Below are 16,423 nucleotides of genomic sequence, written 5' to 3' on the forward strand. Positions count from 1 at the left end.
AGCGGTTTTTTCAGCAAATGCAACAGGCAACAGAACAGAAACAACAGATGACAGGGGAGACGCCTGTTCTACGGAGCGCTGATAGCTGATTGTTCTTCTGGCTCAACATCTCAATTCAATACAACTCGGGATTACCCTAAATCCAGGAACGGAACCACATCCGCAGGTGATACCCTGACTCAGACAAGGGTAGACCTAAGTAAATTGGTAACCAGAATATAAAAGCTACTACAACTACCAAGATGACGGTGACACCAGCACTACGATACTGGTTTTGCTCACTGTGTAGCCAGCGGTCAACTAGCCAAGCCAGTGCTAATCCAGAAAACACTGAAGCTCCCATATAATGATAAAGAAACGTGCAGCGAGTCACTTTCGTCCACGGCAATAGGTTAGCGGCGTAGTTTACGATCAAATAGAGGGTAATCCAGGTATAGGAAGTTGGTATGGATTTCCAGCCCACCCCTTCTAAGATCCGTTGGGTTAACAGCAGCAGCAGCAACAAAATTGCTGTAGTCGAGAGCCACCATAGGAAAGGATTGCCCATGGCATGGACATCATAGATTACATTGCTCGCACCAGCCGATAAGGGGGAGTCAGTGGCAACAGCTTCAGGGGTGTGACTAGCAGTCTGATAAAAGTAAGCAACCGGACGCCACATCAACAGCCAACTATACCACCTGGAACAGTAAGGATGGACGTCAGTGCCACTGCCCACATTTTGATGGAAGGTTAAAATTTTGACTTGAGACTCCCAGAATCCAGGGCTAGGATTCATCAGTAAGTGAGGAATCCAAAGGAAGCTGTAGGTGACAACTGGTAAAATCACCAAGTTTAGCACGATGTGCCCGACATTCAGTTCCGTCAGGTTCTGTAATGGATGGCGTCCCGATGCTATAGGGCGAGTACGGGTTTTCTGGCCAAAATAAGTTCTAAATAATTGCCATACCCAAGCGACAGCCCATACTATATAAATGCCTAACAAAAACCACAAGCCATTCCACTTAATCGCTGCGGAAGCACCAAAAAACACACCAGATAGGATTAGCATCAGCCAGCGTTTTGCACTGTGATGATTCAGAGCTAGCAGAAAAAACAACTGACCCAGTAATCCCAAGATCACTAAATATATATTGTTCAGGGCATAGCGGGATTCTACCAGGAATAAACCATCAGTAGCTGCGAACAGAGCAGCAATCAAAGCATAGCTGCGACGTCGATTGAGTTGATAAGCCACAGCCGCCACTACGATCGGAATCAAAGAACCCGTCAGGGCATTCAGCCATCGGTAACTCCAGGTAGACCGTAAGGAACCAGTCAGGTCGTTAACCGTATCCTGCCCAAAGGGGAGGTGAGAGCCAATCCAGATGCCAATGGCAATGATGTACTGACTTAGGGGAGGATGGGGATTGAAAAAGGAAGTACCGGTTAAGTAGTTATTGGCAAATATAGCGTAGTAAACTTCGTCGAATACCAGGCGATTAAATCGACCCAGTCCCCAAAATCGCAGGGCGAGTGACAGTAAAACAATGGCAGTTATGCCAATGCTAAACCAGGGGATAGACGAATCAGACGGCTTTTTTGGCAAAATCATCACCATCGAGGCTTGGGTTATCGGTGAATGGCACACTCAATCTGGAGTAGAGGAGACCTTGATCAGAAATTCTTTTCTGGGGGAAGAGCGGGAAGAGAGATAAGAGTGGAAAGACAACACTGCCCCTTTATCCCCCCTTGTCTACCTTCCCTAATTCAGAAAGTATAAAATATGCCAATTAAATGCACACTAGCTTAATAACCTGTAAGCTGATCACCTGCAACCTGTAACTTATACCTGCTCAGCATCTGTAGCTCGAATAAATGAAATTGGTATAACTTATCCCTATTATCCCTATTATCCCTATTATCCCTATTATCCCTATTATTCCTATTATCCCTATTATAATTTTTACCCTTTTTATGATTTTGACACGCTTATCCTCCCTTCGTCTCTCCCTCTTGCCTATACAATTGTGATAAAAATTGTGATATAACTAGAAAAAATATCAGACAAGTATTCCTGATTTTCCTCTAACTGGATTGAAAAACTAATAATAGGCCTCACCACTGACCTGGCGTTATTATTATCAAATAACTTCACAATTTACACACAAAATATCCCGAATTTATAACTGTTGGTAAAGATTATTAATGGATAAACCTTTTATCATAAAAACGGTTATTTATGCCAGTTTTTGAGTTAAAATTTATCTGGTTTATATGGACAAAGAGAAAAATATATTTTTCTCTTTGAGGAGAGTTATTACTGGGTGTGCTGCCACTCTAAACCCTCAATAGCAGTAAATATAATTTTCTCTATTAACGAGAAAATTATGCCTCTGCTAATGACTTAAAATTAAATGATTAAAACAATCACAACCCACAGAGTTAGCACATACTAAACACTTATGAGCGGACGACTTATTAATCAAAAAAATGGCATAAACAGTAATCAAAGAAATGACACAGAGATTAATCAAATAAATGGCACAGAGCACGATGACGACCTCCGAGGTAGCGATGAACAAGTTGTACGAGATGAGATCTACGGCCAAGGGGGTGCTGACAGTCTATTCGGAGGTCCCGGAGGTGACTATATCAACCCTGGTATTGATAATTATGCTGATGTGATCTGGTATAAGAACTTTTCCGAGAGGACGGACATCATCGAAAACTTCGATCCCAACGATGAAGATATTGTGGTTCTAACCTCTGGTTTCTTTTGGGATCTTGTTCACAACCAAGGTTTGAATTCAGATGCAAATCTTGGAGATTGGTTGAAAATTGAGTTGGAAATTGATCAGTTTGGTTCACATGCTCTTATTAAAGTAGATCGAGATGGTCTTCAAGGCAACACCCCCTTCAGAACATTAGCTACCCTGAAAAATGTTGATACAAACGATCTAACTATAGATATAGTTGATGGCGATTTTATCATCGGATGATTAACCACAGGTGATTTAGGATTGTCAAGATCAGCTTCGAGGTTACGTGTGGAACCAATCAGCAATCCGGTCAGTCTTTAACCCAAGACTGTCAGATGGGTTTCCAGCGTCTACTCGGAAAAAATATCCAGTTTGGAACTGGGAAGCATCTACCCATGACTAATCTCTAGTTCTCAACAAAGATAATAAATATGTTTCACCTTAAAAACCACAAGTGCTTCTCTTTGAGAACAGGTATTGTCAGCCTGATCGGTGTGGCCAGTCTATTTGATACTAATCCTGCCTCAGCCATCATCATCACTAATGGTAGTTTTGAAAACAATTTTACGGGCTGGGAAACATTGGGTAGTGCTTCTGTGCGCACCGCAGGTTTTGGTAGTAAACCTACTGACGGCAGTTTCTATGCCCAGCTAGATACATTCCTTCCCCAGGAACAAGAGAACTTCATGGAGCTAGCCGATTTTCTAGAGCTGGACATTACAGCGCTGGATCAGATCGGCAATGGAAAGGGGGAGGTGTTTGAAGGATCAGCAATCAGAACTAGCTTTACAGCAGAAGCAGGAGATGTTATTAATTTTGATTACAACTTCCTCACAGATGATTTCGGTTCTGAGTATTTTAATGACTTCGCTTTTGTGGGAATTTCCGGTCAGGTGAATGGTTTGGCTGATACGTTCTCAGTATTAGCTGATTCCAAGACACCGTTTGTGAATGAAACTGGTTTTAGCACCTACTCTCAGACAATTGTTGGCTCTGGAACCTACACCCTGACCATAGGTGTGACAGATGTGGGAGATGGTGCCTTTGATTCAGGAGTACTAATCGATAATGTCAATGTAGTCAGACTCGAAGCACCTGATCCCCCCCCAGTTCCACAACCAGATCCTCCCTCAGTTCCACAACCAGATCCTCCCTCAATTCCACAACCAGATCCTCCCTCAATTCCACAACCAGATCCTCCCTCAATTCCACAACCAGATCCTCCTACCTCAGTTCCAGAACCAACCTCTGTATTGGGGTTACTAGCCCTTGGGGCAATAGGTGTGAGAAGTAAGTTGAACAAACACAAAAAAAAGTTTGAGGGAACTAGTAAAACACAGAGCTAGCTAATGGGGAAACCCGCGAACAATGGACTACAGACAACGGACCAATGAACTAGAGCGACAAGGAGCGAGTTTTGGTTGCTCAGTAATTCTAATCATGACAGAACGCCAGGTCAGATTTATATTCTGCAATAGTTTCGCTTCACGCCTATCCCAACGGCATGACAATCTCTTAACTTAGACTAATTACCAAAGACCGTCATACAAAGTTACACATGCTCTATAATCAGAGTTATGTTATTAGGAAATAATACTTATTATGCTAATCAGTGACCAACGTAAAATCAATCTCCGCAACTTGTAATAGCCTTGTAATAGCTCCGTGCTCTAGGGCTTGTGCTCCTCGTGTTATTATTAATGGTCCAATGAGCAGAACTTTCTCGCTTTACCAAATCTTTTGAAAACTTAATATATAGTGATACCAAGTGGCGAGTAGTCAGCTATCAGCTATTAGCCGTCAGCCCAGAAGCTTAGATCTGACCCTCAACCAATAACCAAAAGCTGCTTGGGGCTTGGCACAATCAATGGCCTTACTGAACTAAGCAATGATATCAAGTAGTGTGGTATCAGTAGTCAGTTACCCAGTAACCATTACCAATTAGCTATTACCAATACCCTATTTTCGTGAATGTGGAAAAACTGTACTGTTGAAGCTTGAAAATTAGGAATTATAATATACTGTGGGTAAGATCTCCATCCTATCCACCTAGCGCTACCACATAGCACAACATTTCTTATGGGGACAACTACAGTTTTACGAATAGGCGATCGCGTTATTAGTGCAGAAGAAATTGTTCCCCTGCTAGCTGGTTACCAATTGCTGCCACCGTTAATCCGTGAGATTATCATTGACGAGGCAGTGGCTACCGCAAGCTGCACACCAGAGGAGAAGGCTCAAGCCTATCAGCAGTTCTTGGAAAAAAATCAGCTCATTGACGAGACGGCTAAACAGGCTTGGCTAAAGCAGCGTGGTATGAATCCAGCTCAATTAGAAGCCCTAGCGGTACGAAGTATTCTGATTGAGAAATACAAACAACAAACCTGGAGTCACAAACTGGAATCTTATTTTCTGGAACGGAAGGGACAATTAGACCGGGTGATTTATTCCCTGATTCGGACTAAAGACCCAGGGGTAGCCCAAGAAATATATTTCCGGATTCAAGAAGGAGAAGAGTCTTTTGCTGACCTAGCCAGGGAATATTCCCAAGGACCAGAAGCTCAGACTGGCGGATTAATCGGTCCGGTGGAACTGAGCGTACCTCACCCCGCTTTAGCCCAAATGCTTCGCCTGAGCCAACCCGGACAACTGTTCCCACCGACACGCTTGGGAGAATGGCTGTTAATCGTGCGTTTGGAGAAGTTTATGCCAGCGCAGTTAGATGATTCGATGCGCCAGCGACTGCTGAATGAATGTTTCAGTACCTGGCTAAGTGAGCAACTGAATCAGCAATTAGCAGCGCTAGATTAACAACTTTACTCTCTTATGAAACAAAACTTAAGAAACTAAAGAGAGGGCTTTGATTCCGGATTTGGGGGAAGATAGGCGGGATTTGGCTAATAGTTTGATCATCTCGCGCCAGATGGAGAAGATTCCAGAAAACCCGTCTAGCTTGCACATATGGTAATCCTGAAACTGTGCCGTGGCTAAATGATCAGTAGTCTATGGCGATCTGGTAAATTTTTGTTGTTTAAGGCTAGTCTCAATAGATTTTCCCTGTTTCCATCATAGCATAGCGAACTAGTTACATTTCTTAATGAAAGAAGCGCTAAGCAAGTCCTAGGGTGCTCTACAGAGTCTTTACATAAAAGACAGACCTAGTATGCCTAGCATATCCTAATAAATACCCCATGAGAAGCTGTTATTAAATTTAAGCTAACTAATCTCAAATTTAAGCTAACTAATCTCAAATTTAAGCTAACTAATCTCAAATCCTAAGAGGCTCAATGACCTATACAACAACAATTCAAGAGTTTCTAGCTGGTATTTCGCCGTTCAATCAATTGTCAAGGACAGCACGGCAAAAACTGTCCACTAGTTGCCAACTGTTGCGCTACCGCATGGGCCAGACAATTGTGGTCAGGGATAAAATGCCAGGCCAAGTCTCGATTCTATTCCAAGGTAAAGCCCGTCTGATTGGCTATGACCAACGCCGTCAAACCCCCACAACCCTCAAATTACTACAACCAGGAGCGATTATTGGCTGGGTAAGTTTGGTCAGGGGAGTACCGTGTGAAACTGCGATCGCATCGGTGGAAGCCGTTTGTGTCACCATCAATGCGGCTGACTTCTTAGGGCTGCTAGATACAGAAAAATCTTTCTCAGATGCCTTCAAAGCCCGTTGTGGTCTAGTGGAAATCTTTGATCTTTTGGGAACAGAGTTGGGGCGTCGGGCTGAGGCAGAGACTGACCTCAAAGCACTTGCCATGTATGCCTGGTCAGACGCTTTAGTTTATAACCTACCTCGGGGCAAGCAAATGTCGAGCCAACTCGACCCCAATCGAGTATGGTTTGTGAGTGGGGGAGCAGCCGCCAATTTACCAGTAGGGTCTTGTCTGAGTTCAGAAGCATTGTCTAGCTTACAGGTCAATGGTCATGGCGCAACGCGCTTGGTGGGAATTCCAGAAGCTATTTTCTCTGAGCAAACCGCCACTGACTCGGAAACCCTGGCTGAGCCTACCGATACAATTCCCAGTATACAAGACGATATTCCCCAGGCTCCAGACCGACCGGATCAGGCTCCCGAGACGATTTACCCTGAGCAAACAACTCCTACAAAATTCCCCTTTATACGGGGTAAAGGAGCGGTGCAGGAATCCTTGGCTTGTTTCCAAATGCTGAGTAAGTACTTTAAAATGCCTTTCCGCAAAGATAGTATACGGAAGGTGCTAAAAAACCAGCATGCTCGCACCGGTCAAATCTCCCTTCAGCACTGTGGTGCAGTGGCAGAACTGATGGGATTAACTGCCCAACTCGCAACAATACCAGCTCACGCTATCAAACGTTTACCGACCCCAGCGATGCTGTTGTGGCACGATAGCTTAGCTATTCTCTATGAAGCCAGTGAACGGCAAATAGTGCTGGCGGTGCCACAGCTGGGAATTCAAAAGCTTAAACCCAAGGATTTTGAAGAAAACTGGGGAGAAGGCGGGCAGGTACTTCTGTTAAAACCTACCAAAGACACCCCTACCCAGCGGTTTGGTCTGAGTTGGTTTTGGCCTTCTATCGTTCGTTACCGCAAGGTATTGACGGAAGTTTTAATTGCTTCTTTCTTTGTCCAACTGTTGGGTCTAGCCTATCCCTTGATTATCCGGGTACTGATTGACAAAGTGATCTCCCAAAACAGTACCGATACCTTGCAAGTACTGGGAATTTTACTGTTGGTGGTGTCGGTTTTTGAGGGGGTTTTAATCACCCTCCGTACCTACCTGTTTGTAGATACGACCAACCGTATCGATATGGCTCTCGGTTCCGAGATTATCGACCACCTGTTGCGCTTACCCTTAAACTATTTCGAGAAACGACCCGTTGGGGAGTTGTCCACTCGCATCAATGAGCTAGAAAATATCCGCCAGTTTTTGACCGGGACAGCCCTAACCGTGGTGTTAGATTCAGTCTTTTCTGTAATCTACATCGTGGTCATGTTCATGTTTAGTTGGGTGCTGACCCTGGTGACTTTGTCAGTGATTCCTTTGTTCATGCTCCTGACCCTGATCGTTTCCCCAATTGTCCGGCAACAGCTACGCACTAAAGCAGAACGGAATGCTCAAACCCAATCCTATCTAGTGGAGGTGTTATCTGGCATTTCCACCGTTAAAGCCCAGAATATTGAATTGCGATCGCGTTGGAAATGGCAAGAGAAATATGGGCGCTATGTTAGTGAAGGCTTCAAGAATGTGCTAACCTCTACCGCTGCTAGTTCTATGAGCACCTTCTTGAACAAACTCTCTGGTTTACTTGTGCTGTGGGTAGGGGTCTATCTAGTACTAAATGGAGAATTAAGCTTAGGGGGCTTGATTGCTTTTCGGATTATTGGGGGCTACGTTACCAGTCCCTTGCTGCGTTTAGCCCAACTTTGGCAAAACTTCCAGTCTACAGCCCTATCCCTCGAACGCCTTAGTGACATTGTCGATACACCCCAAGAAGTGACTGAAGCAGACCAGGGTAATATCCCCTTGCCCTCTGTCAGGGGAGACATTCGCTATGAAAATCTCTCCTTTCGCTTTGCCAAGAGTGGACCAATGCAACTCAATAACATTAATGTGGAGATTCCAGCCGGTTCATTTGTAGGGATTGTGGGTCAAAGTGGTTCCGGTAAGAGTACCATGACCAAACTTTTGGCTAGACTCTATGCTCCAGAGTCCGGTCGCATCATTGTGGATGGTTACGATATCTCGAAAGTCGAACTCTATTCCCTGCGGCGTCAGATTGGGATTGTGCCTCAGGAAACCCTCTTGTTTGAGGGAAGCGTTCAAGAGAATATTGCTCTGACCAATCCTGATGCAGACAGTGATGAAATTATTCAGGCAGCAAAGATAGCAGTGGCCCACGATTTTATCATGGAATTGCCTTTGGGTTACAATAGCAGCGTTGGCGAAAGGGGTTCAGGTCTTTCCGGGGGACAACGACAGCGTATTGCGATCGCCAGAACGATTTTGCAATCACCCCAGTTAATGATATTAGATGAAGCCACCAGCGCCCTCGATTATGACACCGAGCGGCAAGTGTGTTTAAATCTAGCGGAAGCTTTTCAACAAAGCACGGTATTGTTCATTACCCACCGCCTAGGAACCATTCGCAACGCTGATATCATTTTGATGATGGATCGGGGTTCAATAGTAGAGCAAGGTACTCATGATGAACTGATGGCTCAGAAAGGTCGTTACTATTGCCTCTACATGCAACAAGATGCTCAAATGTAGCTATGAAGGGTGAAGCATGAAGCAATATTGGGTGAAGGATTAAGTATGAAGAATTATGAAGTGTGTATTGTCTTGGCAGTTGCTATTTGGTTTAACCCTTGGTGTCGGATAGACTAGGCTCAAGGATAAAAAAATACTAGTGGTCGGGGAGTTGGTTGTACAGAGGCTATCAATTGAAAGAAAGAAGTTTTGGCTAACTCCCCCTAAAGTAAGTGATAAAAATGAGCAATGAGTGAGGTGATTATTAGTTACTAAATATTTAATTAGTCAACCAGATAATTAGTACATTATTCGTTATTTAGATTTTATCCTTCGTTCTTTATCTTTTATCCTTCATACTTCATTCTTTAGACTTCATTCTTTAGACTTCATTCTTCATACTTCATACTTCATACTTCATACTTTCCCAAGTATTAACGAATAGCAGGAGCTAATAACGATGAGCCAATATAATGGCAATGGTAATGGCAATGGTAATGGCAATGGTAATGGCAATCGTTCCAAACCAAATCCAAAAATCAACATAGGTGCTGTCGGTACTATTAGCAAAACCACAGTTCCTCAAGACACCCGAGATAGACATCGTGCTTCTAATAGTCACATCGAATTCGACCAGCCAGTTATTCTAGAACAATCCTCCCATTGGTCTCATGCCATTCTCTGGGCACTGTTGAGTCTAACAACTTTTGGTATGGTGTGGGCTTACTTTGCCAAAATTGACTATGCCGTTCCCGCCCGGGGCAAGCTAGAGCCACAAGGTGCGGTTAAAGAAGTCCAAGCTCCTGTGGGTGGAGTGGTAACAAAAATTCATATTAAGGAAGGACAGCGGGTTAAAGAAGGGGATTTGCTCCTTTCCTTTGAGCCCAAAGCTACTCAGGCTCAACTCACGTCTCTCAATAAACGCCGGGCTACCTTAATCAGAGAAAACCAGTTTTATCAAGCTGCAATTAGTAATCCTAATTATCCACCTGTACCACCACCAGGTATGGATATACAACTGTCCTCACAACTGCCTTCTCTGATCGCTAGTCGAAACACGCTACTGTCAGAAATTGGACTTTATCGCGCTCAACTTAGTGGAGGTTCTTCTAGGGCTAATCTTAACCCTGAACAACGAATTCGTTTACAATATGGTACTGCTGCACTTGACGCTCGGATTGCTGAACTTGAGAGTAGAATTGGCTCCCTACAGGAACAGCTGAAACAGAATCAGATTCAACTTGCCAATGGCAGAGACATCCTAACAGTTGAGCAGGGTATTCTGACAGACCTCAGGCCCCTGTTTGAACAGGGGGGCTTTTCTAAGATTCAGTTCTTGAGGCAGCAAAATGAGGTCAAAAATCGCCAAACTGAGGTAAACGCTAGGATTGAAGAAGAACAACGCTTGCAAAAAGAAATTGCTGGGGTCAGAGCGAGTCTACTCAATACCATTGCGTCTTCTCAACGAGAACTGGCTGATTTGATGGCCCAAAATAAAGAAAGGATTGATAGCATAAACACCCAAATAGCTAGCATTATCAGTCAATTAAATCAACGCATTGTTGATAACAATAAACAGATGGCTGAAATTGATAGCCAGTTGCAGCAGGCTCAACTAACCCTAAGCTATCAAGAACTACGAGCTCCTGTTGATGGAACAGTTTTTGATTTGCAACCCTCAACTCCTGGTTTTGTTGCCAATACCAGTGAGCCAGTGCTCAAAATTGTTCCCGGTAGCTCTCTGATTGCTAAGGTATATCTGACCAACCGAGACATCGGGTTTGTGGAAGCAGGTATGAAAACCGAAGTCAGAGTTGACTCTTTTCCCTTTAGTGAGTTTGGTGATGTCAAAGGGGAGGTACTATCTATTGGTTCTGATGCCCTACCACCGGATCCTGCGGAATTGCGTCAAGACTATACTTTCCCTGCCAAAATTAAATTGGATCAACAGTACATTAAAGCTTATGGCAAAGAAGTGCCATTGCAATCGGGTATGTCTATCAGTGCCAATATCCAGGTGCGTAAGCGAACAGTGATGAGTATTTTCACCGAGATGTTTTTGGATAAGACTGAAAGCTTTACCAAAATGCGTTAGGCGGCAACCACTCCTCAAGATTACGGTTCTACCGACTGCTGAATTTAAGCACAGATGGGTACATTGATGGAAGTAAAGTACATAAAACTTTACACCAGGGTGATGTCTCACCCACTGCTTAAATTCGGTAAGGTGAACCGGGGATGTTTGAACATTTTACAGATAAAGCGATCAAATCCATCATGCTGGCTCAGGAGGAAACCCGTCGCTTGGGACACAGCCTCGTAGGAACTGAGGAACTGCTGTTGGGTTTGATTGCACAAGGAACAGCTGTGGCAGCCAGAGTACTGAGTGATTTTGGTGTTACCCTCGAAGATGCTCGCTACTCGGTTGAAAACACTGTGGGTCGGGGTTCGAGAATGTTTAGCTCAGAACTCCCTTTCACCCCCAAAGCCAAAGAAGTTTTTCAGCAATCTTTCCAGGAAGCTAAGCAACTTGGACACAACTACATCGATACTGAACATTTGTTGCTAGCTATCATTAAAGACAGGAACAGCGTTGCGACTCAAGTATTGGTAAACCTGGGTGTAGACCTAACAGAATTACGCACCCATGTCATTAGTACGATAGCAGAATTAACAGCAGCAACGACTGCTAAGGGACAAGGTTCCTCGTTTATAGGGAATACTCAAAACCAGAAAGCTACCTTAGAAGAATTTGGAACTAATCTGACCAAGTTAGCTGCAGAGGGAAAACTGGATCCGGTGGTTGGTCGTCAGCAGGAAATCGAGCGGGTGGTCCAGATTTTAGGTCGTCGTAGCAAGAATAACCCGATCTTACTGGGGGAACCTGGAGTTGGGAAAACTGCGATCGCAGAAGGTCTAGCCCAACGGATTCTATCTCAAGATGTTCCAGACCTGTTGGCAGACAAACAAGTGATTAGCCTAGATATGGCTTTATTGGTTTCTGGTACTCGCTTCCGGGGAGACTTTGAAGAACGCCTCAAGCAGGTTGTGTCTGAAGTCCAGCAATCGGGGAATATTATCCTAGTCATTGACGAAATTCACACCTTAGTGGGTGCAGGTTCCTTAGAAGGGGGTATGGATGCGGCTAATTTGCTTAAGCCTGCTCTCGCTAGAGGTCAACTCCAGTGCTTGGGAGCTACTACTCTGGATGAATACCGGAAGTATATTGAGAAAGACGCAGCACTAGAACGTCGTTTCCAGCCAGTCATGGTCTCGGAACCTTCTGTAGAGGATACCATTGACATACTCCATGGTTTGCGCTCAACCTACGAGGAGTATCACAAAGTCCAGATTTCCGAGCAAGCGTTACTGGCTGCAGCTCAATTATCAGACCGCTATATCTCCGACCGTTATTTACCTGACAAAGCCATTGACCTGATTGACGAAGCTGGGAGTCGGGTTCATTTGATGCACTCAAAGCCTTCTTCAAGGGCTAGAGCAGAATCAGAGTGGGAGAGTGAGGGAATTGAAGGTAAGTTATCCCCATCTCCAACTATTCCGATTGTGGATCAAGAAGACATTGCTCAGATTGTAGCGTCTTGGACTGGGATACCGGTCAATAAACTGACGGAATCTGAATCAGCTCTGCTACTGCACTTGGAAGAAACTTTGCACGAGCGGATCATTGGTCAAGACGAAGCTGTTACTGCTGTGTCTCGGGCAATTCGTCGGGCAAGAGTTGGATTAAAGGATCCTAATCGACCGATTGCTAGCTTTATCTTCTCTGGTCCGACTGGAGTTGGTAAGACAGAACTGGCTAAATCTTTGGCTTCCTACCTGTTTGGGTCAGAAGACAAGATGATTCGCCTTGACATGTCGGAATATATGGAACCCCACACTGTTTCCAAGCTGATTGGTTCTCCTCCAGGGTTTGTGGGTTACGACGAAGGTGGTCAACTTACCGAAGCTGTCCGACGCCAGCCCTACTCGGTGGTACTATTTGACGAAATCGAGAAAGCTCACCCTGACGTTTTCAATGTACTGTTGCAACTGTTAGATGATGGTCGCTTAACCGATGCTAAAGGTCGTACTGTAGATTTCAAGAACACAATATTAATCATGACCTCCAACATTGGTTCTAAAGTGATTGAAAAAGGAGGTAGTGCTTTTGGCTTTGAGTCATCAAATAACCAAGATGAATCTAGGTACAACCAGATCCGCACTCAGGTCAATGAAAATCTCAAAGACTATTTCCGTCCTGAGTTCCTCAACCGCCTTGACGAGATAATTGTCTTCCGTCAGCTCAAGAAGAATGAAGTTAAGGAAATTGCTGACATCCTGCTCCAGGAAATCTCTAGCTCTATACAAGAGAAAGGAATTACCCTCGAAGTCACAGAGCGATTCAAAGACCACTTAGTCACAGCAGGCTACGAACCAAGCTATGGTGCTAGACCTCTACGACGGGCAATTATGAGCTTGTTAGAAGATAGCTTAGCCGAAGCCATGCTATCTGGTCAGATTCAAGAGGGTGATACAGCAATTGTTGATGTGGATGAGCACGGTCAGGTCAAGGTATTATCTGGTAATGTCCAAAAAAGGCTGCTGCAACCAGTTGGTGTTTGCTAGTGCTAAGGAGTGATGCCAAATTTCCTTCTAGGCTGGACTTTAAAGGCTGGATCTGTAGAGGGGTTGCCTGCAATCCCTCTAATATATATATCTACATCTACATCTTTATTTTTAGTAGATATATACAGCGCCATAGTTAACCAGGAAAAAGGCTCCTCCTCATGAAGTTAGTTATTCCCGTTGCTCTACCAGAACATTCCTATGATATTGCGATCGCACAACACCTTCCTGATGGCAAGATGACCACAGGTGGCTTAGATGATATTGGGGTTTGGATGAGCCGTCTACAGTTGGGCAAAAAAGTTTTAGTGGTATCTAATCCAGCAATTTTCCGAAGATATGGGAAAAGAGCGATCGCAGCTTTGGAGTTAGTGGGATATCAGGTATCCAGCCTTACCCTGCCGGCTGGTGAACGATACAAAACTGTCAAATCTATCCAAAAGATCTATGATGTTGCCCTAGAAAACCGCCTAGAACGCTCCTCGACTCTAGTGGCATTGGGCGGTGGGGTAATTGGGGATATGACAGGATTTGCTGCTGCCACTTGGCTAAGGGGAATTAATTTCGTTCAGGTACCCACATCGCTGTTGGCCATGGTTGATGCTTCAGTTGGTGGCAAGACCGGGGTGAATCATCCCAAGGGCAAAAACTTGATCGGTGCCTTCCATCAACCACGATTTGTCTTAATTGACCCGTCGGTATTAAAAACATTGCCAGCCAGAGAATTGCGAGCAGGGATGGCAGAAGTGATTAAGTATGGGATTATCTGGGATGAAGAGCTATTTGTGAAACTAGAGGAATCGAAGCGACTTGACCAATTGCGTTACCTGAAAAAGGATTTATTAGAAACAATTCTCTCTCGGTCTTGCCAAGCTAAAGCAGATGTGGTTAGTCAGGATGAGAAAGAAGCTGGGATCAGAGCAATTTTGAACTATGGTCACACCATTGGTCATGCCGTAGAAAGCTTAACTGGCTACAAGTTAGTGAATCATGGGGAAGCGGTAGGGATTGGAATGGTAGCCGCAGGCCAGATTGCCGTGGCACTCCAGATGTGGCAGCCAGAAGATGCCGAACGCCAGGATGCTTTAATCAAAAAAGCTGGACTACCTACTCAGTTACCCAGTGGGCTAGATATTGATGCGATTATTGATACCCTGCAAACTGATAAGAAAGTAAAAGAGGGTAAGGTAAGATTTGTTTTGCCTACCAAGATTGGTGAAGTAACCTTGACAGATCAGGTGCCAACTGATGTGATTAGGGAAGTCCTTCGGCAAATACAGCAATAGGAAAGGGAGTAGGGAGTAGGGAGTAGGGAGTAGGGAGTAGGGAATCGGGAGTCGGGAGTCGGGAGTCGGGAATAGGGAGTAGCTTACAAGGGTAGGTTTTTGACAAAGGGGCGAGTAGGTAGTTTTATTGGCGTTGCGTCAGTCTTTGAATGAATAGGAGTAGAGTGGGCATCCTGCCCGCCCGAAAATATAGAGTGGGCATCCTGCCCGCCCGAAAATATAGAGTGGGCATCCTGCCCGCCCGAAAATATAGAGTGGGCATCCTGCCCGCCCGAAAATAAGGAGGAAACTGGCAAGATGCCAGTTCTACACAAGATGCCAGTTCCACGCAAGATGCCCATTCCACCAAGATGCCAGTTCCACCAAGATGCCCATTCTACAGGTGCGACCCGTGGCGAATTAAATTCGCTACAGGTCGCACCGCTCCCGACTCCCGACTCCCGACTCCCGATTCCCGACTCCCGATTCCCAACTCCCGACTCCCGATTCCCGACTCCCAACTCAAATGTCAAGGTTTGGTAACTTGTTATTAACATCTATCGAAGATGCTATGAAACCATTGATAATCGGCTAAAGGGTTTTACCCCTCATGTCACTCAATTCCTTACTGGGTAAGACTATCTTCAGGTTACCCTAGGGGGCTGAAAGGATTTGCCCACACCATTATCCATAGCAATTAGGGAAAGTTGATCGAGAAATCGCAAAATTTTGAAAATGAGCTAGGGTAGACATTGGCCGCAATCTAGTTATGAATGCTCCCCCCAACTGCTACGGGAGGTGGGGGTGTCCGTCTTGATTACAAGGGTTTATCCCTCGCGACAGGCGGCATTCGCGCCGAAAAGCCAGGACTTTTGCTGGACTTCTCCCCCAAGTCGTTTCCGCTATGGGGCTTGTATTAGAAAATTTTACCTAGAGTCTGACGTATATAAACCGACTACACAGGATTTACAGGTTTGTTTTCCCTGGCGTTGAGAGGTCGTGCCTCTAGGTTGCTCAGAATCTTGTTCTGTCCTTTACCGTACCGCTCAAGCTAAACCAATTATACCACAATAGGCAGTTCTCAGACCCCCACCTGCGTTCTCGTGGTGGGGGAATGGGTCACTCATCTTGTTCAATTTAGGGTATGGTTGCAATTGTTACACCAAAATTCCCCAAAACTATGGGCACAGGGCTTATTGCCCAACGTTAAGGGTGAAATTAAGTGACAGCTCCTAAACTGACCTTTCAGGTTCAGTGTAGGCAACAAGCGCCAATCCGGCTATTGCTTAGGAGGCGCTGGGCTTTAAGAACGGACTGCCCTCTCTTGATGCAATAGCGAGTGGGGGAAACCCCCAAGACCGCGCTGCATCGCTGCCGCTCTGTTTTCTTGGTGTTTTTTTTAAGACTGTTGTCCTGACAAACCAGCATTTAAGGCCGTAGGCCACGCTACGCGAACGGCTTTGTTTACCAGTACATATATTATAGCAATTCCATGCATACCCTGTGAAAAATTAATCCCACACTTATTATGCTGCGCGTTAAAATGTCA

Annotated in this window: 10 protein-coding genes; 8 read left to right on the forward strand and 2 right to left on the reverse strand. The window is 44.9% G+C overall.

Translation table 11 applies throughout. From position 1 onward, the window contains the following. Positions 1 to 136: 136 nt before the first annotated feature. The gene (locus F6K53_RS27695) at positions 137 to 1,594 is read right to left on the reverse strand and encodes a phospholipid carrier-dependent glycosyltransferase (RefSeq protein ID WP_293067957.1); all 1,458 of its coding nucleotides are present in this window, start codon (positions 1,592 to 1,594) and stop codon (positions 137 to 139) included. An 850-nt stretch (positions 1,595 to 2,444) separates the two neighbouring features. Here F6K53_RS27695 and F6K53_RS27700 point away from each other — a divergent pair. The 7 genes from F6K53_RS27700 (at position 2,445) to aroB (ending at position 14,895) form a co-directional block, all read left to right on the forward strand. Continuing rightward, positions 2,445 to 2,981, forward strand: a complete 537-nt coding sequence (locus F6K53_RS27700) for a hypothetical protein (protein ID WP_293037434.1) — start codon at positions 2,445 to 2,447, stop codon at positions 2,979 to 2,981. A gap of 191 nt (positions 2,982 to 3,172) precedes the next feature. After that, positions 3,173 to 4,087: a PEP-CTERM sorting domain-containing protein gene (locus F6K53_RS27705; RefSeq protein WP_293067953.1), complete on the forward strand. Its 915-nt coding sequence runs from the start codon at positions 3,173 to 3,175 to the stop codon at positions 4,085 to 4,087. A gap of 733 nt (positions 4,088 to 4,820) precedes the next feature. Further along, entirely contained in the window at positions 4,821 to 5,552 is a 732-nt protein-coding gene (locus tag F6K53_RS27710) for a peptidylprolyl isomerase (RefSeq protein WP_009149356.1), read from the forward strand. 476 nt (positions 5,553 to 6,028) lie between these two features. Then, a complete protein-coding gene (locus F6K53_RS27715; protein ID WP_293082869.1) occupies positions 6,029 to 9,004 on the forward strand; it encodes a peptidase domain-containing ABC transporter in 2,976 nt (991 codons plus the stop codon). Positions 9,005 to 9,443: 439 nt separating this feature from the next. Then, positions 9,444 to 11,078 (forward strand): HlyD family efflux transporter periplasmic adaptor subunit, encoded by a 1,635-nt coding sequence (locus F6K53_RS27720; protein WP_293025648.1) that lies wholly within the window; start codon positions 9,444 to 9,446, stop codon positions 11,076 to 11,078. Between the two features lie 143 nt (positions 11,079 to 11,221). Then, on the forward strand, positions 11,222 to 13,609 hold the full coding sequence (locus tag F6K53_RS27725) for an ATP-dependent Clp protease ATP-binding subunit (protein WP_293067892.1): 2,388 nt from the start codon (positions 11,222 to 11,224) through the stop codon (positions 13,607 to 13,609). Between the two features lie 161 nt (positions 13,610 to 13,770). Beyond that, positions 13,771 to 14,895, forward strand: a complete 1,125-nt coding sequence (gene aroB, locus F6K53_RS27730; RefSeq protein WP_293067889.1) for a 3-dehydroquinate synthase — start codon at positions 13,771 to 13,773, stop codon at positions 14,893 to 14,895. Here aroB and F6K53_RS27735 read toward each other — a convergent pair. Continuing rightward, a complete protein-coding gene (locus F6K53_RS27735; RefSeq protein ID WP_293025643.1) occupies positions 14,864 to 15,001 on the reverse strand; it encodes a hypothetical protein in 138 nt (45 codons plus the stop codon). The two genes, aroB and F6K53_RS27735, sit on opposite strands and share 32 nt — an antisense overlap. Positions 15,002 to 15,192: 191 nt before the next feature. Between F6K53_RS27735 and F6K53_RS27740 the strand changes: the two genes are divergently transcribed. Continuing rightward, on the forward strand, positions 15,193 to 15,417 hold the full coding sequence (locus tag F6K53_RS27740) for a hypothetical protein (protein WP_293082872.1): 225 nt from the start codon (positions 15,193 to 15,195) through the stop codon (positions 15,415 to 15,417). Positions 15,418 to 16,423: the final 1,006 nt, after the last annotated feature.

This window comes from Moorena sp. SIO4A1, assembly GCF_010672065.1.
In the GTDB taxonomy this organism is placed as follows: domain Bacteria; phylum Cyanobacteriota; class Cyanobacteriia; order Cyanobacteriales; family Coleofasciculaceae; genus Moorena.

Coding starts and splice junctions, on each gene's coding strand:
- F6K53_RS27695 (WP_293067957.1), bottom strand. CDS start 1,594: ATGATTTTGCCAAAAAAGCCGTCTGATTCGTCTATCCCCTGGTTTAGC.
- F6K53_RS27705 (WP_293067953.1), top strand. CDS start 3,173: ATGTTTCACCTTAAAAACCACAAGTGCTTCTCTTTGAGAACAGGTATT.
- F6K53_RS27725 (WP_293067892.1), top strand. CDS start 11,222: ATGTTTGAACATTTTACAGATAAAGCGATCAAATCCATCATGCTGGCT.
- F6K53_RS27715 (WP_293082869.1), top strand. CDS start 6,029: ATGACCTATACAACAACAATTCAAGAGTTTCTAGCTGGTATTTCGCCG.
- aroB (WP_293067889.1), top strand. CDS start 13,771: ATGAAGTTAGTTATTCCCGTTGCTCTACCAGAACATTCCTATGATATT.
- F6K53_RS27710 (WP_009149356.1), top strand. CDS start 4,821: ATGGGGACAACTACAGTTTTACGAATAGGCGATCGCGTTATTAGTGCA.
- F6K53_RS27700 (WP_293037434.1), top strand. CDS start 2,445: ATGAGCGGACGACTTATTAATCAAAAAAATGGCATAAACAGTAATCAA.
- F6K53_RS27740 (WP_293082872.1), top strand. CDS start 15,193: ATGCCAGTTCTACACAAGATGCCAGTTCCACGCAAGATGCCCATTCCA.
- F6K53_RS27720 (WP_293025648.1), top strand. CDS start 9,444: ATGAGCCAATATAATGGCAATGGTAATGGCAATGGTAATGGCAATGGT.